The sequence below is a fragment of the Mucilaginibacter sp. 320_HR genome (assembly GCF_059691875.1).
The window spans coordinates 505150-525249 of sequence record NZ_JCAWAI010000001.1 but is presented as its reverse complement, the minus strand read 5'-3'; the positions used below and the strand labels follow the sequence as shown (position 1 = coordinate 525249).

Below are 20100 nucleotides of genomic sequence, written 5' to 3'. Positions count from 1 at the left end.
CTTGCACATGAATATTTTTGTGATTAACTCGGGCAGTAGCTCTATTAAATACCAGCTCTTCATACAGGGATCTGTTACACCGCTTTGCAGCGGCCTTGTAGAACGGATAGGCCATAGTGACGCGCAGATAACTCATAAATACCGCCTTGATAACAAGGAAGATGTTATCCGTATAGAGCAGCCAATTGCAGACCATGAAGCAGGCATGCTGGCTGTAGCAGAGCTATTGACAAGAGCGGACATTGCCGTTGTACAAAGCGCAGCGGACATCAACGTTGTTGGCCACCGTATTGTGCATGGCGGAGAAACATTAACGCACACGACGGTTATAACCCCCGAAGTAAAAGACAGAATACAGGCCTTGTTTCCGATGGCACCGCTGCATAATCCCGGCCATTACGAAGGCATTAAGGTAGCAGAAAAAACTTTCCCAGCGGCTACGCAAGTGGCGGTATTTGATACCGCATTTCATCAAACCCTTCCTGAGAAGGCATTTCGTTATGCTATACCTAACACGCTTTATCATGAGCTTGGCATAAGGGTTTATGGCTTTCACGGGATCAGTCATCAATATGTTAGCCGGGAGGCAGCACACTACCTCAGCAAGCCGGATGCTAAAGTAATTACCATACACCTTGGCAATGGTTGCAGCATGGCCGCAGTAAACGCTGGTAAATGTATTGACACCAGCATGGGGCTTACGCCGTTGGATGGCCTTATTATGGGTACACGCAGCGGTAGTATAGATGCATCTGTACTGTTATACCTTACCGAACAAAACAACTACACTACGGAACAGTTGAAAAATCTGCTGAACAAGCAAAGCGGCATGCTTGGCTTAACAGGCCACAACGACATGCGCGATATAAGCGCGCTTTACCGGCAGGGCATTGTTGAGGCTAAGCTGGCTTATGAAATGTACGCCTATCGTATCAAAAAATTCATTGGCGCTTATGCGGCCGTTCTTAACGGGCTGGATGCAATAGTGTTTACAGCAGGTGTTGGCGAAAACGACGCGCTCGCACGCGAGCTGGTATGCCGAGATATGGAATACCTGGGCATCGGTATAGATACTGCCAAAAATGAATTAAGAGAAAGCGGTATTCGCGACATTAGTGCTCCCCAGGCAAAAACAAGGGTACTCGTGATCCCCACAAACGAAGAACTGGAAATAGCCAGGCAATGCCAGGACTTGTTGATGGGCGCCTGATCTATCGTTTTATATTTTTTAAGCGGGAATTGTAAATAATCGCATCAGTACTTATTGTTAATACTGTGCTAACATTACGGCTATAATTTTGGCGAACACAACATGCCGAATGAAAAACAGGAAAATTTATCTTATCGCAGGATTATCGCTGATTGCATTATCTGGATTTACCATCAGCAGCAACTTACTTATGCAACCCGCGGAGTTCCCGGCGTTTGATACAGAGGCTCACCGTGGGGGCAGGTCGCTCATGCCCGAAAACACCATTGTCGCCATGAAGAACGCCATAGACCTGGGCGTTACCAGCCTGGAAATGGACACCCACATTACGTCTGATAACGAGGTGGTACTTTCGCACGACGAGTTTATTAATCCGCTTTTCACGCTGGATCCTAACGGCCAGGAGATCACGCCCGAACAAGCCAAATCGCTGGTGCTTTATAAAATGAATTATGCTGATTTGAGTAAATATGATGTGGGTTCTAAATTGTACAGCAATTTTCCGAAGCAGAGGAAGGTAAAGACCTATATTCCGAAGCTTGGGGATGTCATTGACTCGGTACAAACCTATTTAAAGGCTAATCACAAGAAGCAGGTATTTTATAACATCGAGACAAAGTGCTCTCCGGCAGGCGACAATATCTACAACCCTGTACCGGAAGAATTTGTAAAGTTGCTAATGAATGTAATAGAGCAAAAGAAAATAACGCCATACGTGGTTGTTCAGTCATTTGACAAACGTACGCTGCAGATTATTCACGCGCGCTACCCCCAAGTGCGTACATCCTATCTTATCGCCAATAAGAACAGCTTAGAAACCAACATAGCCGACCTCGGTTACACACCATTTATTTACAGCCCGGCTTATAAACTAGTAAATGCTGACCTTGTTAAGCAATGCCATGAAAAGAATATTAAAGTACTACCCTGGACAGTAAATACTAAAGAAGAAATAGACGCGCTTAAAGCCCTCAAAGTGGACGGCATTATATCAGATGATCCTACGCTGTTTAACGTCAATAACTAAACCCTACTGACCGGCAGGTGTGTATTCGTAAACTACTTTGTACGCCTCGTTTTTAAGTTTGGAAGAAAGCTGGCCTATTGCCAGATCTTTACGCTGTGGTGTGGGCTCACAAACAGAGTAGGTTTTGCCTTTATATACTACGGGATCGCCAACAGGCTTGTCAAACTCTACCGCCATGGTAATGTGCGTAGGATAAAGCATAGCTATCATAGGCAGATTGTATATTTCCTTTACGAGGTAAAAGAACAATGCGGCACGGTCGTCGCAGTCGCTGTATTGCGAGGAAAGCGTTTGCTCGGGCGAAAGGCGCTTTTCATGGCCGTAGTTTTCTTCGTCGTTCTCGTATAAAAATGCGTAGCGGGTGAAGTGCATCAAATAGTCTACCCCTTTTACAGCGCTCATCCCTGAAACATTTTTCCGGAGGATCGGTATCAGCGAGCTATAGGTTACCTTGCTTACTGGTATGTTAAAATAGCTTTCGAAATCTACTCCCGGGTAGTTCATAAAAATCTTTCCCACTTCCGGGTTAAGCTTTATGTTGAAGTAGTATGCTTTGTGTTTATAGGTGAATTGCAGCTCCTTTTCCTCGTAACTTTCCGGGCTAAAATCAGGCATGCGGGTAACCTTGTAGGAGAAAGATTTAGTAGCGCCAGGAACCTTTACGGGTACAGGTACAGGAGGATCCTGGTTAATGTCTGCCTTGGCATAATCATGATAGTTAAGGCACATGTACTTTTCCCCATCGACATTAAACGAAGGTATATCTGTGATGTCCTCGTCATTTAGTACGTAGAAGATAACCTTATCCTTAGTAAGTGCCAGCCGGGCATCGTAACCCGAATGGGTCATCAAGAACCACTTATATAGGGTATACCGGGCATAATTGTCGGCTTTGGGGCTTAGCTGCTCGGCGGTTTTGCGTACAAGCTGATAGTACAACCAATCATTTAATTCATTCCTCGTTTTGTATGCGGTTAACGAATCAACCAGGGGTTTGTAATTACCGGCATTCAGTTGATTGTAAAATGATTTCACCGATTGCTGCGATAGCACCTGCGGTACATTAACCAATAAGGCTTTATCTATTTCGCTGTTGAAGGTACCATTGTAAAACTCAAAGCAAATGCGCTGGTTATCAGCCCGGGCATTGTTATAGGCCAGGCCGAAGATCAGGAAACACAAGACAATATGCCTGGAAGGCCGAAACATTGGCGTTTACAATTGGTAGTTTAAATTTACATAAAATTAAACTGGAATTAACAAGAAAAATTGTGTGAAAACCAATTGCAACAGCCCCGAGGAAATCAGCAGCCTACTTGAAAATCTTGAAGATAGACTTCCAGAACCAGTTCTCGTCCGCCTTAAGCATGGTCTCTAATGTTTTGTCTACATTTTTTGCAAGCTTATTAATGTCGGTCACCGATTGGTTAAAGGTTTTAAACGCAGGATCATTACTGTCGCCCTCAACTTTGGTTAGTTCGTTCAACAGCTTTATAATGGGGTCAAGCTCGCGTTTACGGCGTTCTTTGGCTACCTGGCGTGCAATGTTCCAGGTATCTTTGTCAGCATAAAAGTACTCTTTGCGCTCGCCGGCTTTGTGGCGCTTTTCCACCAAGCCCCAACTGATCAAATCGCGCAGGGTCATGTTGGCATTACCGCGGGAGATCTTCAGTTCTTCCATTATCTCCTCGGTGGTAAGCTCATTGGGAGTAACCAGCAGCAGCGCGTGTACCTGCGCCATAGTACGGTTAATACCCCATTCGGAACCTAGTTTGCCCCAGGCCTCTATAAATCTTCCTTTAGCTTCAGGTAACTGCATCTACAAATATAACCTATGTTCCGCAAATTTCAAAATGTTTTGAAAGTACAGCCACAGTATAGCAGGTGGTTAAGCAGCATTCCATTCATCAAGCACGTTCAGGAATTTTTCGGCATTAGCCAAATGCTGTTCGCGTTTGTTGTCGGGCATCTTGTCAAAAGTTTTCACCAGCATACCTAACCGCGGATTGCTTGCAAAGAATTTTCGGTGTACATGCATAAACCGCCAAAAGAGGCCATCCCATGTCTCCTGCCACTCACCTTTTGGCCAATCGCCCATTTTAAGCAGGTAATTACTTCCACTGATGTAGGGCTTGGTCATCATCAGCCCTCCGTCAGAGAACTGCGTCATGCCATAGGTATTGGGCACCATTACCCAGTCATAGGCGTCTATATACATTTCCATAAACCAGCGGTACACCTCGTCGGGATCAAACTCGCAAAGCAGCATAAAATTGCCCATCACCATCAAACGTTCTATATGGTGCGAGTAGCCGGTGTTCAGCACGCGTTTTATAACATTATCTACAGGTGCAATACCGGTGTTACCTGTCCAGAACTGGTACGGAATTTTACGGCTAAAGCCCCAGTAGTTTGTAGTACGCTGCTTAACGTGCTCTCGTTCGTACACCTGGTGTATAAACTCCCTCCACCCCATAATCTGCCTGATAAACCCTTCAAGCGAGTTCAACGGTATTTCCTGCTCGCTTGCCGTTTGCAGGGCTTTATCAATTACCTGGTTAGGGGTAAGTAACCCCGTATTCAACAAAGGCGATAGCACAGAGTGGTACAGGAAGCTTTCGCCTGTAACCATGGCATCTTCGTAAATGCCAAAGTTATACAAGCGCTGGTCCATAAAATCTGTCAGCCACTTTTCAGCTTGGTCATGATCCACGGGGTAAAAACCACCAAGGTTCCCAAAAGGAGATGCTGTTGTACCGGGGTTATCCGGGTAGCTTTTATTTACCCTTTCTGCAGCTTCTTTAACATAGTCGTTACTGGCTGGTGTATCCAATAGCGGCACCACTCCCGTTTTCGGGAAACGCTTGCGGTTATCGCTATCGTAAGTCCATTTTCCGCCAAGTGGTTTGTTATTATCTTCAAGCAGTATGTTCCGCTGTTTTCGCTGGTTTACATAGAAATTGGTTTGGAAATAAGTTTTCTGCTTATCAAAAAACTCATCAACATCTGCCCGGCTGTTCAACCACGCAGGGCTTTTGTATTCGGCCAGTTCAATGCTATTGCCGGCACATTGCCTGGCCAGGCGCCTTTCCAGCCAATTGTCTGCTGTTGCAGCATAATGTATAGTTTTAACACCTTGTTCTGCTAACCAGGGAACCAGCTTCCGAACATCGCAATGTTCGTCGTCAGCTGCAATGTAGTTCACCAGTATCCCCCTGGCAGTCAGCGCATCCTGGTAACACTTCATAGATGCGCGGTGCAGCACCAGTTTTTTCTTGTGAAAAGAGTACAGGTTAAAAAACAACGCCTCTTCTACCAGGTAAACCGGCCGGGTGCTGCTAATTGCAGGATGATGTTTAAACAGCTGATGAGGGAAAACAAGGGTAACACTTTCCATAGTTTTTGAACACTACTGACGGCGGTTTGTTTAAGGTTGCCGATGCATAATGATAGAACAAATAAAGAGAGGTTGCCTCTTCTTATTTGAAGCAACCTCTCCACATCAACCTACTAAAAGCCGGGTGTTTTACTTATTTACCGTAGCATTAAGCGTAGTTGCTTCGGTTAAATGCTCCTTTAATGTCGGCAGCTTTTCGGCAGCCAAGGCCCTGAAATCGCCTATATCTGCGTAGGTACTGGCTTTTTCAAATAAAGTAACCTGCTCCTGGTGCGATTTTACCATTAAAGCAGCGAAGGCTTTGTCAAACTCGGCACCTGAAAGGGGAGCCAGCGCGTTTAGCTGTTGCTGATGCGCTTCGGTCAACTGGGTAGGTACAGTAATATTGTTTTGAGCTGCTGTAGCTTTAAGTTCGTCGGTAGCTTTGGTGTGGTCTGTCACCATATGCTGACCATACTGCTTAACTTCTGCATTGCTAGCTTTTTGTAAAGCAAGCTGCCCGGCCTGTATCTCCAGCATGTTACCGCTTGCAGCCTGTGTGGTAAACTCCTGGCTGCTAATACGCATGCCATCGTTCTCTTCATCTTTACAGCTTTGTAAAGAAACAATACTACCTAGTAGCATCATTAATCCTAAAGTAAATTTTTTCATATTAGATCGTTTTACACCTTATCAAACAAAACCGTATCCATTCAGTACACCATGCCTATTTTGAGTATACCCGTACTTGTTCAGTCAAACTAAATAACATTCTGCAAAACAGCAGTTTATACATGCAGACTAAAAAACGTGTTAATCGTTAACGGCATGAGTAAGATGAGCACACAGGCGCGGCTTTTCGTACCTGATTTAGCACAATTGTATAATTTTTAGGATATAAATTATCATTTCAGTTAAACTAAATAAGTAAAACGAATGTTGTAGATAGAAAACAGATATGGAAAAGCCAATTTCACGACAAGCGCACGGCGCTATAGATTATGCATATGCTGCACTGGTACCCTTCCTTCCCGAGATAGCATCCTATAAAAAAGAAAAAAATGCTGCTTTACTCAGCAGGTTGTTAGGCGGTGGGGCACTGGCCTACTCTGCTTTAACCAAAGCTGAATGGGGCGTGTATAAAGTATTGCCATTTAAGGCACACCTGGCGGTAGATCTTTCGGTAAGCCTGTTTGCTATTGCATCGCCATGGCTGCTGGGCTTTTCGGGGAACAAACAGGCCCGCAATGCATTAGTAGCAGTGGGCGTTTCGGGGCTTATGGCATCATTGCTTACAGAAAGCGAGGAAATGAATCAGCCGAAAGCAGGGCTGTAACAGCATCAGAGGATGATGAAGTAATAAGCATCGTAGCTGTTGTCGATGGTCTCGCCTGTTATTCAGTTGAGTTGGTTAACCATACTACTTTTTGTTCGCTTTGATGGGGCTGCCCTATTATGTCGCTGTAAAGATGGGGCCGCCTCGCCTTGCGGTACCTGTAACCGCCAGCTTTAGTTAACGCATCGGCGCTTATTTCTGCTATTACAATCTCGTTGTCCAGGCTGGTACATTCGGCTATGATATCGCCATATGGGTCAATTATCATAGAGCAGCCATTCTTCAACTGGTCATCATCCATACCTATAGGGTTGCTGAATATGGCGTAAACAGCGTTATCGTAGGCTCGGGCAGGCAGCCACTTCATTAACCACTCGCGGCCTTTCAGCCCTCTGAACTCCTGTTTCAACAAATCTTTGTTGGCCTCCTTGTCAATCCAAAGGGCTGCATCAACAAAACCGGCACCCGGCCGTGTGGAAGGTGTGCACATTGTAACATGTGGCATAAATATAATGTCGGCCCCAAGCAGCGCCGTAGCCCGTACGTTTTCTATAACGTTATTGTCGTAGCATATCAATATCCCGCACTTCCATCCGCAAAGTTTAAACACTGTATAACTGTTACCGGGCTTTACATGCGGATTTATGAACGGGTGCAACTTGCGGTGCTTTGCTACCAGCCCGTTCTTATCTACACATACATAAGCCTTGTAAATGTCGCCCGCTGCATCGCGTTCAAACAATCCCGCCAGTATGGCTATGTTATACTTTGCGGCGTAACGGGTAAGTTCTGCTACACTCGGTCCGTCGGGCACATATTCGGCAACCTCCAGCAACTCCTGCCCGGTAAGGTGCCTGGCAAAACTGTAGCCGGTAATACTGCACTCGTGAAAAGCAATAGCGTCCGCGCCGCCAGCAGCAGCCTTGGCAGTTAGTTGCTTTATTACAGAAAGGTTGTACGCTTTGTCGCCGCTCCTGTTTTCAAACTGGGCGGTAGCTATCCTGATGTTCTGCATAGGTCATTTGGTTTACAGCCGGCAGCGCCGGGAGGGTAAACAAATATACTACTCAGCAAAAATTAAAACGGCACAAAAAAACCGTTTCGCCCTGCAGCGAAACGGTCTGTTTCAAATGTGCTCCGTAATATTTAATTACTTAGTTTACTGCCGTTAACATTGGCAGTGGCTTTTGCAGATAGCTATAATAATTATTATAGCCGTATTTCTTTGGCCTGTTGATGATCTCCTTCATCGCTATAAGCTTGTATACGTACGAGCCTGTTTCGCGGTTAAGAGACATCCGGAAGTAATTATCTTCCTTTTGCCTGTTTATGGCGCGCTCTAACTTAATAGAACCGTTGTTGTAAGCCGCAGCGGCAAGTGTCCAGCTGTTAAATTCGGCATACAGTTCTTTTATGTACTTACACGCCGCAATGGTAGACTTACGGATGTTAAGCCGTTCATCCTTACCACGGTTTACTTTAAGGCCGTAGCTGCGCGCAGTGCCGGGCATAAACTGCCAAATGCCCCTTGCCCCTTTTGGTGATGTGCCTTCGCGAAGGCCCGACTCTACCAGCGGAACAAACTTAAAATCTTCGGGGATACCGTAAGCTCTAAGTATAGGCTCAATAACAGGGAATAACTTGTCGGCCTTGGAATGCAGGATGTTAGACTGAACATTCCGGAACCGGTGGGTAGCTATTGATTTTTTTAATTTGTAGTCGACTCTTTTGTCGTTAACCGGCAATGCCTCATTCGCAAAATTGAAATTATCCTCAGCTTTTTCTGTTTTTAGAAACAGCAGATCGGCAGTAGTAGCCTCGATGAATTTTGGAGTAGTTTTTGCAGGAAGTACAGGATTTGTACTGAAAATGTTAAGTGTGGAAATGATAACCAGCACCACTATTACGGAGCACGTAACTAGATGTTTTTTACCCATTTCAAATAACTTATTTTAATTAAACAATGGTACAATGTGCCGCAAAGGTATGGTATACAAATCAGATTATCAAATACTTAATAGATACTTAGTGTTTCAGATTTGTACACTAAGGCAAAAAATGTGCGTTTAAAGTACTGTAAAGCCCGTTTTTGAACCGCATCAAAAACTTGTTCTTTTTAACAAAAAGTAGCGTAAAATGTTGTAATTTTGTCCTCTTCACGCTGCGAAAGCGCTAAACAAAAAAACATGGTATTTAAGAGACCAACAGGTAGTCGCGACGACAAGCCAAACAGATCAACCCGCCGTACAGACGGTGGCGACAACACATCAAAACGCAGTTCATCTGCACCCGGCAAACCTTATGGCAGCCGAGCCGCAGGCGAAAAAAAAGAATTCTCTCCGGGCCGCAAGCCCTCAAATAACAGATCATTTACAGGCAACAACCAACCGGAAGGCGACAGGCCTAACAGGAGTGGTAATGCGCCATCTTTTGGTGATAAACCGCGCCGGAGCCCAAGTGCACCTTCTTACGGAGACAAGCCGAAGCGCAATGCAGGTGCATCATCTTATGGCGACAACGCGCGCCGCGGAACAGGTGCACCATCATACGGTGATAAAAAGCCATTTAACCCGTCGGCTGAACCTTTTGGCAACCGTGCCGAAGGAGATAGCAACGAAAAAGGCGGCAGAAGAGGTTATGGCGACGCAGCATCTGGCGACAGGAAGCCGTATGGCGGTAAAAAGCCTTTTGTAAGCGGACAAACCAATACTGACAGGCCAAAGCGCAGCTTTAGCGGCGACCGCCCTGCCGGCGAAGGTAAACCACGTACAGGAACAGGTTACGCCAACAGTACCGGTAAAAAAGACTTCAGGAGTACAACATCGGGATTTAAACGCCGCGATGAGAACCGTAGCGAGGCAGACGCGCCTAAACGCACCATGCGCAGCCGTAAGAACCCTGTACAGAAAGAAAGTGACCTGATAAGACTGAACCGCTACATTGCCAACGCTGGCATTTGCAGCCGCCGTAAAGCTGATGAGCTGATACAGGCGGGCGTAATATCTGTAAACGGCGAGGTAGTGAACGAACTTGGTTACAAGGTTGACCCTATAAAGGACCTGGTGCGGTACAACGGCGAAGCGCTTAAACGCGAAAAGATGGTGTACGTACTGCTGAACAAACCAAAGGATTACATTACCACAACCGAAGACCCGCAGGAACGCCGTACGGTAATGCACCTGGTAGAGAAAGCAAGCAGGGAAAGAATATACCCTGTTGGCCGCCTTGACCGCAATACAACCGGCTTATTGCTGATGACCAACGACGGCGACCTGGCCGATAAACTATCGCACCCGCGCAACAATATTGTTAAGCTTTATAATGTAGAGCTTAACAAGAGCCTTACACAAGGCGACCTGAATAAAATAGAGTTCGGGCTGGAGCTGGAAGATGGTTTTATTAAACCTGATAGTATCAGCTATGTAACTGGTGGTACCAAGCGCGAAGTAGGCATACAGATACACAGCGGCAAAAACCGCATTGTACGCCGCATATTCGAAAGCCTGGGTTATGAAGTAGTAAAGCTGGATCGTTCGGTATATGCCAACCTTACCAAGAAGGATCTTCCCCGTGGCCGCTGGCGCTACCTTGACGAGAAAGAATTGATACAATTAAAACACCTGATATAACAAAAAGGCCGTCCCAAAAAGACGGCCATTTTCATGCCATAAGAAATCTAGCAATTCACCTGTAATAAAAAACGACTTTCCAAATTTAAGTTGTTTTTACCCTGTTTTTAAGTGTGGTTTTTAAAGGTACCTGCAAGTAAATCGCGGCAAAAACGGCCTTTTAGCTGCTATTAGCACAGGTTTTTCAATATTTTGACAGGGTGTTCAACTTGCGTTCAAAATGCATCGGCACAAAAAAAGCTGAACACTTTTGAACACCGGGCTACTTGCCGGTGTACTTGCCAAATATCTCTTCTACAGCTTTCGTCCGGAACTCAAACACCTTCTTAACCTGCTTACCAACCAGTATCTTATTGGTAATGCGACCTATAGGCCCGTAAGGTATGGCATAATGCAGCAGGTCTGTCATCTCCACCCCACCCGGTATTTCTTTAAAGTGATGCTGGTGATGCCATAAAGCATAAGGGCCAAAGCGCTGTTCGTCAACAAAGTACACTTTGTCCTGCACGTGGGTAATCTCGGTCATCCAGTTCATTTGTATACCAAACAGAGGCGATACCTTATAGGTAATGATCATTCCCGGGTACATCTTAGCATCACCATTGTAAGTAGATGTAACTATAAAGTTCATCTGCGGCGGTGTTATACGTGCAAGATTATGCGGCGAGGAGAAAAAATCCCAGGCCTCATCTAGGGTTATCGGCAAATTCTGTGTGAACTTTAAGAAATAGGTTTTCATACCTGTAATACGTGCAATGTGTTACAGCAGTTTGGTTTACAGCTATTAATTACTATTGCGTGGCAATTGGCAGCCCGCGCCTGCTCCATTCGCTCCAGGATCCTACATACAGTTTAGGGCCGGTAATGCCCGCGTGCTCCATTCCCAACAACGTGTGACAGGCTGTTACACCTGAACCGCAGTGTACAATTACATTTTCGGGCTTAACATCGCCAATAGTGTCTTTATACAAACTTGCCAGTGCCTGCGAGGTAAGATACTTACCCTCCGGCGAAAGGCTGTTGCTATAAAACAAGTTGACGGCACCGGGTATATGCCCGGCAACAAGGTCAAGCGGCTCGGTTAAACCCTGGTAACGAGCACCTTCGCGGACATCTATCAAAACCCTGCCCTGGTCCTGTGCCGCTTGTTTAACCTCCTCCAAGTCCACCGTGTGCTTGTACTCTTCCGGAATAGGATAAGTAGCGGCGGCAGCTGTGGGCTGGTAATCGGCGGTGCTAAGTTCTACACCTGCGTCAGTAGCTGCTTTAAGGCCGCCATCCAGCACCTGTACGTTGTTGTGCCCTATCGACCGCAGCATCCACCAAAGTCGGGCACCGCCCATTGCGGCATTCTTATCATCATAAACTATAACATGTGTATCAGGTGTTACACCCCAGCAGGCAAGCGTCTCGGCAAAGTCCTGCAGCGCAGGTAATGGATGCCGTCCACCAAAGGCCGGGTCATCAGGGTGCGCCGCAAGATCATCATCAAGCGTAGCGAAAATAGCGTTAGGTAAATGTCCCTGTAGGTAACGTTCCCTGGCGTTTGCGCCGGCGCGTACATCTACAATAACTACTGAAGGGTCAAATATCTTCGGATCGGTGACTTCTATTAAAGGTGACATGTTTATCAGAGATTAGACATTCGGAATTACTGCTTATTGGCACTGCAAGTTAGCAAATCCACTAATTTGTTTTGCAAGGCAAATGTCAATCCATAAACTGCCCCCGTTAAGCTGCTATTTACTGCACCATTTTATTAGCACAGCAGGAACTCGCAAATGCCTCAGGCTTTGCCTTGAACACAAAGCCCATGCTTAGGATGTATCCCATTGCCTCATGTAAAGCCTGGTTGCTCTTGAACATCGGGTTGGTGTTTATATCTGCATGCACCTCTAAGCCCACGTCATAAAGGTCCAGCAGATCACAAAGCTTGTAAGCTATATCAATGGATTTCTGCACCTCGTACAACATACGCTCTTTTATGCTCATCTTCTGGGAGGTACGCTCCTGGTGTATGAACATGAACGCACCCCGCTGTTCGCGAAGGAAAACAATTACGGTAGCAAAGTCCGTTACCGCTCCCTTTACCTGCGAATCTGTCCCGATACATACTTTGAGTTTGTTACCCAAGTTGGTTTCGCGTTCTATAGCGTGTTCAACCTCTTCCAGGATGGGTGTTTGGATCACCTCCCCGCTAAATTTTCTCCAGGTCATATAAAATTGTTTAGTGAATTTCTCTGCCTGACCTTTTATGGGTCTATAAAAATAAGCGATTAACTATTTTATAAACGTAAATATCCTATGATTTATTTGTTAACACTTGCTTGAATATTAACAAGTTACAGCCACAACCGCTTAGTAGGGACTTCATCGTTCGAAAACACTCAAGCTTTCCGGCACTTGCTATTGCCTTGGCCTTACTGTATCACAAGAAGGTGTTACACCTGATACACTTTTTCACCCCAAAAAACATTCATTTAGCTGTAAAACAATCACCTAGTACAAACTCATGTTACAGTTTTTGGAGCGATGTTACACTTTTTGGGCAATTTAGGGTTCGTGATACAGTCTGGATTAGCACATCCGCGAAAACATACCGCACAAAAAAAGCCGCTCGTGGTTAGAGCGGCTTTTGATTATCGTTGTAATCGCGTTATTGTTTAGCGCTGTATTTTCTTGCTTTTTTAACAGGCAGGTGAGGTTTACCTTCGGGGTGTATCTCTGGGGCACCTACCATGGTCATGGCGCAACGGAAACCAACTTCGGCACTTGATTCATCCTCGTCCATAAAGCGGCGTGCCGCAGGGTTCATCCAGTAAGCCAGGTCATTCCATGATCCGCCTTTGAATATCTTCGAATGGTCGTTCACCAAAGTAGTGGTACCATAAAGCACAGTGTTAACCGAGTCGTTCTCGCCACGGAAATCGGGGTTATAAGCTCTGCCGCTATATTTGATAGTGTTTGGCGTAGTTGGTGCATTGTTACCTGCAGGCTGCGTTGCGCCTGTTGACGGTATGGTACCGGCAGCCGCTGCATTGTTAGCCGCGTTCTGCTGTGCTATCATATCGCTGTACTTCAGCTTTTTGTTTGATCTTGCAGGATCCTTAATAGGGCGACCGTATTTATCTTTTGCATACAAACCCTTTGTTGGGTCGGCTAGGCGCTTGGTGGTAAACTCGTTACCACGGAAAGGGTTAAAATCTTCTACCTCCTCAAACGATGTTTGACGATAGGTATCGGCCACCCACTCGTTTACGTTACCGGCCATGTTATACAGGCCGAAATCGTTCGGCTCGTACGAACGTACAGGTGCGGTAATATCCGCCTTATCGTTCAGTCCGCCGCCAACACCGGCGTTGTCGCCCGCGCCGCGTTTAAAGTTGGCCAGTATTAAACCACGGGTTTTGCGGTTTGGAGAACGTACGCCAAGGCCGTTCCACGGGTAAACCTTACCGTCGTTTATGTTTTCAAATTCGGTATTACCGGCTAGTGACAGCGCTGCGTACTCCCACTCGGCTTCAGATGGCAAACGGTACCCTTGTTTAAGTATACCATCTTCCATACGTACCGGCCTGCGTGCTTTGCCGCCTTTGCTCAGGTCAACCGGCCTGTTCTTGCCGTCAACTCCTGCGCCTGTTATCTGGCCGTTCAGGTAAATATCTGTATTAAATGGTTGCTTACCGCCAGCTTGCGCAGTAGTACCTGCAGTTGCCGCTCCTTGTGCATTACGTGTCTGGCCGCCGCCAGCAGCACCTGCTCCACCGCCTTTAGTTGCATCTTTCCAGGTGGTCATGATGCCTTTTTCGCGCAGTATATTCTCGTTGGTACGGTCAGTACGCCATACGCAGTAGTCCTGTGCCTGGTCCCAGCTTACACCTACAACCGGGTAATCCTGAAAAGCCGGGTGACGCAGGTAGTTATCTACATAGGGCTCGTTATAGGATAGTGGTTTACGCCATACCAGTGTATCAGGCAAAGCATTGTAATATAATTCGCCATCTTCAGGAAAAGTAATGTTTATCCAGTGCAGGTAATCCAGCCAATCCTGGTTGCTTACCTCGGTTTCGTCCATATAAAAAGATGGTACAGTAACCCTGCGCCGTACGTTATTGTAATCGTAAGTAACATCCTGGTCGGCACTGCCGCCAAGTACAAAAGTGCCACCTTCAATAGGAACCAGGCCGGGTCCCGGGGTTGGATGCGCTTGTTTAAAACGCAAATAACCGCCGTTTGTACGGTCGTTATAGGCAAGGCCCGTCTTTTGCGATTGCTGACGTTTACTGCAGCTGCTCAGCAATGTGCCTAAACCCAACAACACCAAAGCAGTATTAGTAAAAAGTGCTTTCATACTATACAAAAATCTATTTGGAGGTAAATTTAACAAAATCAATACAAAATATCCTAATCACAGGCGATATTAATAACAGAACCTGTAGTGGTGGTTAAACGTATAAATTATACGGCTAGTTACATTATTTTAATGTAATATTGGTTTCAGCAGCCGGAAAGGCTGCCCCTGAGGTTTTATTAATTTGAATTTTAGAGCTAAATTGCACCCAATGAAGTGTATTTATACGAACAAGTTCCTGTTGTTTATTTTACTTGCTCTACCGGGTGTGGCTGCAGCGCAAACTTCTACCAACGGAAGCAATGCCAATGCTATTTCAACTGCGGTGCCTTTTCTTAACATCAGTCCCGACTCCCGTTCGGGGGCTATGGGTGATGCAGGCGTGGCCATTTCTCCGGATGTAAATGCTAATTACTGGAACCCCGCTAAGCTTGCCTTTTTAGAAAGCAACAACGACATTTCGTTGTCTTACAGCCCGTGGTTAAGGCACCTTGTGCCGGATGTTAGCCTGGCTTATTTAAGTTACGCCCATAAAATAGATGACCGCAATACTTTTGGCGCATCATTAAGATATTTCAATCTGGGATCGATACAACTGATTGATGATAACCAGAACGACCAGGGCACCTACAAGCCAAACGAATTGGCTTTAGATGGTTCCTTTGCCCGTAAGTTTGGCAACAATCTTTCCCTGGGTTTAACCCTACGTTACATACACTCCAATTTTTCCAGCGGATCATTTGCTTCAGGTGGCAGCACCGCGCAAAACGGACCAGGCAATGCGGTATCAGCCGGTGTATCCATGTTCTACAGTAAAAACTACGGCGATAGCTCTACTTTTGCTTTCGGTGCGCACATCTCTAATATTGGTTCCAAAATCTCTTACAGCGACGGCGGGACCAAATACTTCCTGCCAACCAATTTAAAACTGGGTGTTGCCAATACTTGGCGACTAAATGGATTGAGCAAGTTTACGCTGGCTTTTGATATTAATAAACTTTTGGTGCCAACGCCTCCCATCCGGGATGCAGATGGCAAAATCATTTCTGGCCATGATGATAATGTATCGGTACCGGCGGGCATATTCCAATCCTTTGGAGATGCACCGGGCGGCTTCAGCGAAGAACTTAAAGAAATATCTTTCTCTCCCGGAGCGGAGTATTGGTACAACGAAATGGTGGCCATACGTGCGGGCTACTTTTACGAAAACCCGGCCAAAGGCGGCAGACATTATGCCACGCTTGGTGTTGGTTTAAAGTACGACGTTTTTACTTTTGATTTTTCTTACCTGGCAGCAAGCCAGCAAAACAGCCCGCTGGCTAATACCCTTCGGTTCACTTTATCTGCAAGCTTTGGCGGCACCGGTAATGCCGGCAAAAGCAGCGCGGGTTCTCCTCAATAATAATGGCTAAAATTAAAGTTGGTTTCGGGTTTGATGTTCACCAGTTAAGAGAACAGCACCCTTTTGTTTTAGGTGGCGTAACGCTTGACCACCACGCGGGTGCCTACGGCCACTCAGATGCTGATGTACTGCTGCATGCCATATGCGACGCGCTTTTAGGCGCGGCCAACCTGCGCGATATAGGTTTTCATTTTTCAAACACTGATAACCGGTGGAAAGGCATCAGCAGCCTGGTATTGCTGCAGCATGTGGTTGAACTGCTGGCCGAAAAGAACTGGCAAATAGGCAATATAGATGCGATGGTTTGCCTTGAAGCACCTAAGATCAATCCACACATACCGGCCATGAAAGGCCACATTGCCAAAGCTGCCGGCATCAGCGAAGAAGACATTTCTATAAAGGCCACCACTAACGAGCAATTAGGCTTTATAGGCCGCGAAGAAGGTGTTGTAGCGTATGCCGTGTGCCTGATAGAGCGGCCGTAAGAGTTTTTCTTCTGATAATGAACTTTTCATAGTGAGCCTGTCGAACCACTGCCAGTGCGTACAAGTTTTTGACAAGCTCAGACTGACACGGAGGCGACAGGATAATGAACTGTCATGGTGAGCCTGTCGAACCATTAGCAGGGCGTACAAGTCTTAAACAAGTTTAGGCTGGCGGGCGGCGACAGGATAATGAACTTGTCATGGTTAGCCTTTCGAACCACAAGCAGGGCGTACAAGTCTTCGGCAAGCTCAGACTGACAGGGCGGCGACAGGATAATGAACTGTCATGGTGAGCCTGTCAAACCACTACCTCGCTAGCGCAAGTATGCAGCGCGGTGCTGTGAGCGGAGTACTTGTGCTATTTTTAAGAGTTTACAACTACTCGTTAATATTAATTGTACCAAATTTAATAACTGTATAGTGCGAGAGGCACAAGTACACCATGCTTTTGCCCCACGCTGCATACTTGCGCCAGCAAGGGGGGAATTTAGTAACAAAAGCAAGTTAAATCAGTTCTCCAGTTTAGATTTATAGGAAATCGCATTATGTTGATAAGACTCTGCAATAGTTGGCAGGACTTTTAACATGGCTTTGTTTGTCGCGTGGTTGCGTTTAAAGAAGTCTAAAACGGATTGAATTTCATCGGGCATATATTTAGTCGGTAATAAAGCGATTTCCTTTCCATCTTCTAAAGCAACATAATGTTTTCCATGTGCCGAATTAGAACCAAAAATATATAAAGTTGCTTTATTCACCTTGTTGCCAAATGTCGCGATAACACGATCAAACATATAGCCTTCTAATGTTGCAAGGTTGCTCGTATCACCCACAGTTTTCAATTGTTTTTGGGCAACTAAAAACGCTATCATTTTAACATGTCTTTTTTCCTTTATCTGTTGAGATAAAGTTTGTTTACTGCATAAAAGCAGAGCTGGCAGCAGTAGTATGAAAAATGTCTTCATAATATGTTTACAAAACCAGGAATTTTTTTACTAGCCCCGTTGCTAGCGCAAGTATGCAGCGTAGTGCTGTGGGCGGAGTACTTGTGCTATTTTCCAAGAGTTTACAACTGCTCGGTAATCAGAAGATCAGATCTTCACCACCGCTTGCAGCGCACCGCCGTAGCCTACGCCCGAGTTACGGCCCATAAAGGTATAAAAGCCGTTGGCGAACAGTGACAGCCGGCGACTAAACGTGTGACCGTAGTTGATGGAACCCTTGGTAAAAGCAAAATCGCGGTTAACGCTTAGGTTGGCGTTAAAGGTTTTATTAGAGCTGGAAGAATTTTGCCCACCTATTTCAAAACTTACCTGATTGCGCTTGTTAAGCGGTACACCCAATAATGCGGAATACAGGATTACGTTTGGTCCCTGGTGGTCGAAATACCGACGGTAACCCGTCTCCACATTGTAATAGCACCCTTTTAAGAAGTTGCCGTTGAAACCACCTGTATACATAAACTTAACTTCGGAACCGTAGGAACCGTAACCCAGATCGAGCCCTGTATCCTCGTTTTTGTACAACGGCACAATGCCTGATACCTGTACCGAGAAGTATGCTTTATAATCAAAATTCACTAATGCATAGCTTAGACCAACTTGCATATCGCCCAGACCAAAGGCTTCCTGGTATAAGTTGCCGGCGTCGGTTGCGGAGTTAGATATTTGATTTGGTGCCAGCACGTTAACAATAAGGTCCAGCCGGCGGGTAAGGCCATGTGCAAAGTATACACCGTAAGCAAAAGAGTTAAAGTAAGTACCCGGGGCGCCCTTTACTTTTTTGCCCTGCGCGTTGTAAGTATCTTTAGATGTGTAATAGTTAAAGGATGGCACCACAATATTGCGGTACTTGCCCACCGGCCAGCCGGCAAAAGCCCGTTGCCCGCTCGCCACTATCAACATCAGCAATAAAAGCGTAGTAGAAATTCTTTTCATAGGTATTCGGTTACGGCATCCGGAAATCTTCTTTCAGCCAATAATATTGAAATGTAAAGTAGGTAAAATTAACTTCATGGGCTTTGTCGGCCACGACAAAATACTCTTTGCCGCTATTAGGAAACTTGTTGTACATGCCAAAGCTGCAACGCGGCGGGCAAAATTCATCAAGCAAACCAATGCCCATCAAAGCTTTGCACTTTACCTGGTCGGCAAAGTTCTGCGGATCGTAATAATCCCACACCTTCAGCAACTTTTCTTTAGTAAAGCCCGGGTGCTTTTTAATATAATCATGAAAAACCAGCGTCGGCCAGGTATCTACCGGGTACGAGCTGCCAATTGCATAGCTGTCGTGCATATCGGCATACAACGGCACCTGGAAAGTGCACAACTTTACACGCTTATCCATAGCTGCCGTAAACACCACCAGGGCGCCACCCTGGCTGCCACCCTCAACCACAATCTTATCGGCATTAAGCCTCAGCTTTTCTGCGTTGGCCACTAAAAAGTCCATCCCGCGCAGGCAGTCCATGTAAGCGCCGCGGTAAATGTATTTGTCGCGGCTTTCTATATTTACCAGGTTATACTGCTTATAGTCGGGGGCTATCACATCCCGGCTGTTGCCGTTACCGCGTACGTTAATGGTAAATACAGCAAAGTCCTCCTTGTCATAGTCGGGCTTCATTTCAATTGTGTAGCCCGGCACACGGTAAAGTACCGGCCAGTTCTTGCCACCCTTAGGTACGGTAAGCCAGCCGCGGATGGTAACACCTTCCCACGATTTCATCTCGCACAGGTAAACCACCTTGTCTTTGGTAGAGCGTTTTTTATCTTCAGTTGCTTTAAACTCCGGTTTTATGCTTTTAAGCGTATCAATAGTACCTTTCCAGAAAGCATCAAAATCCACCGGTTTGTAAAGGATTGTTTTTATCTTCTCGGGGTCAATACCGAACACACGTTTAACAGTATCATCGTACTCGGTAAGGTTGAGCATAAAGTGTACGCGATAGAAACCAGGAACGCGTTTAGGCAGGGTAACGCTATACGTTTCCGACGAATTTTTTGTAAGGTGCACCGGTACTGATGCGGTGCTTAGTTGTTTAAAATCATCGGTAAGTACATTGTAGGTAAGTTTGCCATCCTGCGCGGTGGCGTAGGTGCTCTTTACTTTCAGTCTAAAATCTATCTGGTCGTTGCCCTTAAAAATGGCGTCCTTGTTGCCGGGTTTAACCTCGACAAAAACCTCCCCCTCGCTTTTTTCTTCGTCCTGTGCGGAGGCGCTGCTATAACCGGCCAGCAAAATGCTTATGGTGAATATGAAAAATTTAAAGCCTTGTAGTAATCGCATTT

General features: G+C 45.9%; 19 protein-coding genes. 6 read left to right on the top strand and 13 right to left on the bottom strand.

Translation table 11 applies throughout. The annotated features are described in order from the left end of the window. Positions 1 to 7: 7 nt before the first annotated feature. Together AC59GT_RS02345 and AC59GT_RS02340 are read left to right on the top strand one after the other, a co-directional pair. Positions 8 to 1210, top strand: coding sequence for an acetate/propionate family kinase (locus AC59GT_RS02345; RefSeq protein ID WP_497236148.1), 1203 nt, complete (start codon positions 8 to 10; stop codon positions 1208 to 1210). A 109-nt stretch (positions 1211 to 1319) separates the two neighbouring features. Further along, the gene (locus AC59GT_RS02340; RefSeq protein ID WP_497236147.1) at positions 1320 to 2237 is read left to right on the top strand and encodes a glycerophosphodiester phosphodiesterase family protein; all 918 of its coding nucleotides are present in this window, start codon (positions 1320 to 1322) and stop codon (positions 2235 to 2237) included. Positions 2238 to 2240: 3 nt separating this feature from the next. Here the strand turns inward: AC59GT_RS02340 and AC59GT_RS02335 are convergent, their stop codons facing one another. The 4 genes from AC59GT_RS02335 to AC59GT_RS02320 form a co-directional block, all read right to left on the bottom strand. Then, positions 2241 to 3446: a hypothetical protein gene (locus AC59GT_RS02335; RefSeq protein ID WP_497236146.1), complete on the bottom strand. Its 1206-nt coding sequence runs from the start codon at positions 3444 to 3446 to the stop codon at positions 2241 to 2243. A 103-nt stretch (positions 3447 to 3549) separates the two neighbouring features. Next, a complete protein-coding gene (locus AC59GT_RS02330; RefSeq protein ID WP_497236145.1) occupies positions 3550 to 4056 on the bottom strand; it encodes a GbsR/MarR family transcriptional regulator in 507 nt (168 codons plus the stop codon). 69 nt (positions 4057 to 4125) lie between these two features. Further along, positions 4126 to 5634, bottom strand: a complete 1509-nt coding sequence (locus tag AC59GT_RS02325) for a cryptochrome/photolyase family protein (RefSeq protein ID WP_497236144.1) — start codon at positions 5632 to 5634, stop codon at positions 4126 to 4128. A gap of 129 nt (positions 5635 to 5763) precedes the next feature. Continuing rightward, positions 5764 to 6285, bottom strand: a complete 522-nt coding sequence (locus AC59GT_RS02320; RefSeq protein WP_497236143.1) for a DUF4142 domain-containing protein — start codon at positions 6283 to 6285, stop codon at positions 5764 to 5766. Between the two features lie 286 nt (positions 6286 to 6571). Here AC59GT_RS02320 and AC59GT_RS02315 point away from each other — a divergent pair, with 286 nt between their 5' ends. Next, positions 6572 to 6949 carry a hypothetical protein gene (locus tag AC59GT_RS02315; RefSeq protein ID WP_497236142.1) on the top strand — a complete coding sequence of 126 codons (378 nt, stop codon included), beginning with the start codon at positions 6572 to 6574 and terminating at the stop codon, positions 6947 to 6949. A gap of 58 nt (positions 6950 to 7007) precedes the next feature. On the opposite strand, the gene AC59GT_RS02310 is transcribed toward AC59GT_RS02315, so the two are convergent. Both AC59GT_RS02310 and AC59GT_RS02305 read right to left on the bottom strand, forming a co-directional pair. Next, on the bottom strand, positions 7008 to 7964 hold the full coding sequence (locus AC59GT_RS02310; protein WP_497236141.1) for a nitrilase family protein: 957 nt from the start codon (positions 7962 to 7964) through the stop codon (positions 7008 to 7010). A gap of 139 nt (positions 7965 to 8103) precedes the next feature. Next, positions 8104 to 8886 carry a lytic transglycosylase domain-containing protein gene (locus AC59GT_RS02305; RefSeq protein ID WP_117384496.1) on the bottom strand — a complete coding sequence of 261 codons (783 nt, stop codon included), beginning with the start codon at positions 8884 to 8886 and terminating at the stop codon, positions 8104 to 8106. Between the two features lie 249 nt (positions 8887 to 9135). On the opposite strand from AC59GT_RS02305, the gene AC59GT_RS02300 reads away from it, so the two are divergent. Beyond that, positions 9136 to 10578 (top strand): pseudouridine synthase, encoded by a 1443-nt coding sequence (locus tag AC59GT_RS02300; RefSeq protein ID WP_497236140.1) that lies wholly within the window; start codon positions 9136 to 9138, stop codon positions 10576 to 10578. A 262-nt stretch (positions 10579 to 10840) separates the two neighbouring features. Here the strand turns inward: AC59GT_RS02300 and AC59GT_RS02295 are convergent, their stop codons facing one another. The 4 genes from AC59GT_RS02295 to AC59GT_RS02280 all read right to left on the bottom strand — a co-directional run bounded on the left by AC59GT_RS02295 (position 10841) and on the right by AC59GT_RS02280 (position 14929). Continuing rightward, positions 10841 to 11317 carry an SRPBCC family protein gene (locus tag AC59GT_RS02295; RefSeq protein WP_117384498.1) on the bottom strand — a complete coding sequence of 159 codons (477 nt, stop codon included), beginning with the start codon at positions 11315 to 11317 and terminating at the stop codon, positions 10841 to 10843. A gap of 52 nt (positions 11318 to 11369) precedes the next feature. Then, entirely contained in the window at positions 11370 to 12203 is an 834-nt protein-coding gene (locus tag AC59GT_RS02290; protein ID WP_497236139.1) for a sulfurtransferase, read from the bottom strand. 118 nt (positions 12204 to 12321) lie between these two features. After that, positions 12322 to 12795, bottom strand: coding sequence for a ribonuclease H-like YkuK family protein (locus AC59GT_RS02285; RefSeq protein WP_117384500.1), 474 nt, complete (start codon positions 12793 to 12795; stop codon positions 12322 to 12324). 439 nt (positions 12796 to 13234) lie between these two features. After that, positions 13235 to 14929 (bottom strand): SUMF1/EgtB/PvdO family nonheme iron enzyme, encoded by a 1695-nt coding sequence (locus AC59GT_RS02280; RefSeq protein WP_497236138.1) that lies wholly within the window; start codon positions 14927 to 14929, stop codon positions 13235 to 13237. Positions 14930 to 15140: 211 nt separating this feature from the next. On the opposite strand from AC59GT_RS02280, the gene porV reads away from it, so the two are divergent. Both porV and ispF read left to right on the top strand, forming a co-directional pair. Next, positions 15141 to 16331, top strand: coding sequence for a type IX secretion system outer membrane channel protein PorV (porV, locus tag AC59GT_RS02275; RefSeq protein WP_497236137.1), 1191 nt, complete (start codon positions 15141 to 15143; stop codon positions 16329 to 16331). Between the two features lie 2 nt (positions 16332 to 16333). Continuing rightward, entirely contained in the window at positions 16334 to 16816 is a 483-nt protein-coding gene (gene ispF, locus AC59GT_RS02270; RefSeq protein WP_497236136.1) for a 2-C-methyl-D-erythritol 2,4-cyclodiphosphate synthase, read from the top strand. Positions 16817 to 17325: 509 nt separating this feature from the next. On the opposite strand, the gene AC59GT_RS02265 is transcribed toward ispF, so the two are convergent. The 3 genes from AC59GT_RS02265 to AC59GT_RS02255 all read right to left on the bottom strand — a co-directional run bounded on the left by AC59GT_RS02265 (position 17326) and on the right by AC59GT_RS02255 (position 20098). Beyond that, positions 17326 to 17778, bottom strand: a complete 453-nt coding sequence (locus AC59GT_RS02265; RefSeq protein ID WP_497236135.1) for a hypothetical protein — start codon at positions 17776 to 17778, stop codon at positions 17326 to 17328. A gap of 126 nt (positions 17779 to 17904) precedes the next feature. Next, entirely contained in the window at positions 17905 to 18750 is an 846-nt protein-coding gene (locus AC59GT_RS02260) for a hypothetical protein (protein ID WP_497236134.1), read from the bottom strand. A gap of 10 nt (positions 18751 to 18760) precedes the next feature. Beyond that, complete coding sequence (locus tag AC59GT_RS02255; RefSeq protein ID WP_497236133.1) at positions 18761 to 20098, bottom strand: acetylxylan esterase; 1338 nt, start codon at positions 20096 to 20098, stop codon at positions 18761 to 18763. Between the last annotated feature and the right edge of the window lie 2 nt (positions 20099 to 20100).

Bases quoted from the DNA above. Each gene is read 5' to 3' on its own strand.
- AC59GT_RS02285 (WP_117384500.1), bottom strand. From the start codon at position 12,795: ATGACCTGGAGAAAATTTAGCGGGGAGGTGATCCAAACACCCATCCTG.
- AC59GT_RS02340 (WP_497236147.1), top strand. From the start codon at position 1,320: ATGAAAAACAGGAAAATTTATCTTATCGCAGGATTATCGCTGATTGCA.
- AC59GT_RS02300 (WP_497236140.1), top strand. From the start codon at position 9,136: ATGGTATTTAAGAGACCAACAGGTAGTCGCGACGACAAGCCAAACAGA.
- AC59GT_RS02255 (WP_497236133.1), bottom strand. From the start codon at position 20,098: ATGCGATTACTACAAGGCTTTAAATTTTTCATATTCACCATAAGCATT.
- AC59GT_RS02265 (WP_497236135.1), bottom strand. From the start codon at position 17,778: ATGAAGACATTTTTCATACTACTGCTGCCAGCTCTGCTTTTATGCAGT.
- AC59GT_RS02280 (WP_497236138.1), bottom strand. From the start codon at position 14,929: ATGAAAGCACTTTTTACTAATACTGCTTTGGTGTTGTTGGGTTTAGGC.
- AC59GT_RS02335 (WP_497236146.1), bottom strand. From the start codon at position 3,446: ATGTTTCGGCCTTCCAGGCATATTGTCTTGTGTTTCCTGATCTTCGGC.
- AC59GT_RS02310 (WP_497236141.1), bottom strand. From the start codon at position 7,964: ATGCAGAACATCAGGATAGCTACCGCCCAGTTTGAAAACAGGAGCGGC.
- AC59GT_RS02290 (WP_497236139.1), bottom strand. From the start codon at position 12,203: ATGTCACCTTTAATAGAAGTCACCGATCCGAAGATATTTGACCCTTCA.
- ispF (WP_497236136.1), top strand. From the start codon at position 16,334: ATGGCTAAAATTAAAGTTGGTTTCGGGTTTGATGTTCACCAGTTAAGA.
- AC59GT_RS02345 (WP_497236148.1), top strand. From the start codon at position 8: ATGAATATTTTTGTGATTAACTCGGGCAGTAGCTCTATTAAATACCAG.
- AC59GT_RS02305 (WP_117384496.1), bottom strand. From the start codon at position 8,886: ATGGGTAAAAAACATCTAGTTACGTGCTCCGTAATAGTGGTGCTGGTT.
- AC59GT_RS02295 (WP_117384498.1), bottom strand. From the start codon at position 11,317: ATGAAAACCTATTTCTTAAAGTTCACACAGAATTTGCCGATAACCCTA.
- porV (WP_497236137.1), top strand. From the start codon at position 15,141: ATGAAGTGTATTTATACGAACAAGTTCCTGTTGTTTATTTTACTTGCT.
- AC59GT_RS02260 (WP_497236134.1), bottom strand. From the start codon at position 18,750: ATGAAAAGAATTTCTACTACGCTTTTATTGCTGATGTTGATAGTGGCG.
- AC59GT_RS02325 (WP_497236144.1), bottom strand. From the start codon at position 5,634: ATGGAAAGTGTTACCCTTGTTTTCCCTCATCAGCTGTTTAAACATCAT.
- AC59GT_RS02320 (WP_497236143.1), bottom strand. From the start codon at position 6,285: ATGAAAAAATTTACTTTAGGATTAATGATGCTACTAGGTAGTATTGTT.
- AC59GT_RS02315 (WP_497236142.1), top strand. From the start codon at position 6,572: ATGGAAAAGCCAATTTCACGACAAGCGCACGGCGCTATAGATTATGCA.
- AC59GT_RS02330 (WP_497236145.1), bottom strand. From the start codon at position 4,056: ATGCAGTTACCTGAAGCTAAAGGAAGATTTATAGAGGCCTGGGGCAAA.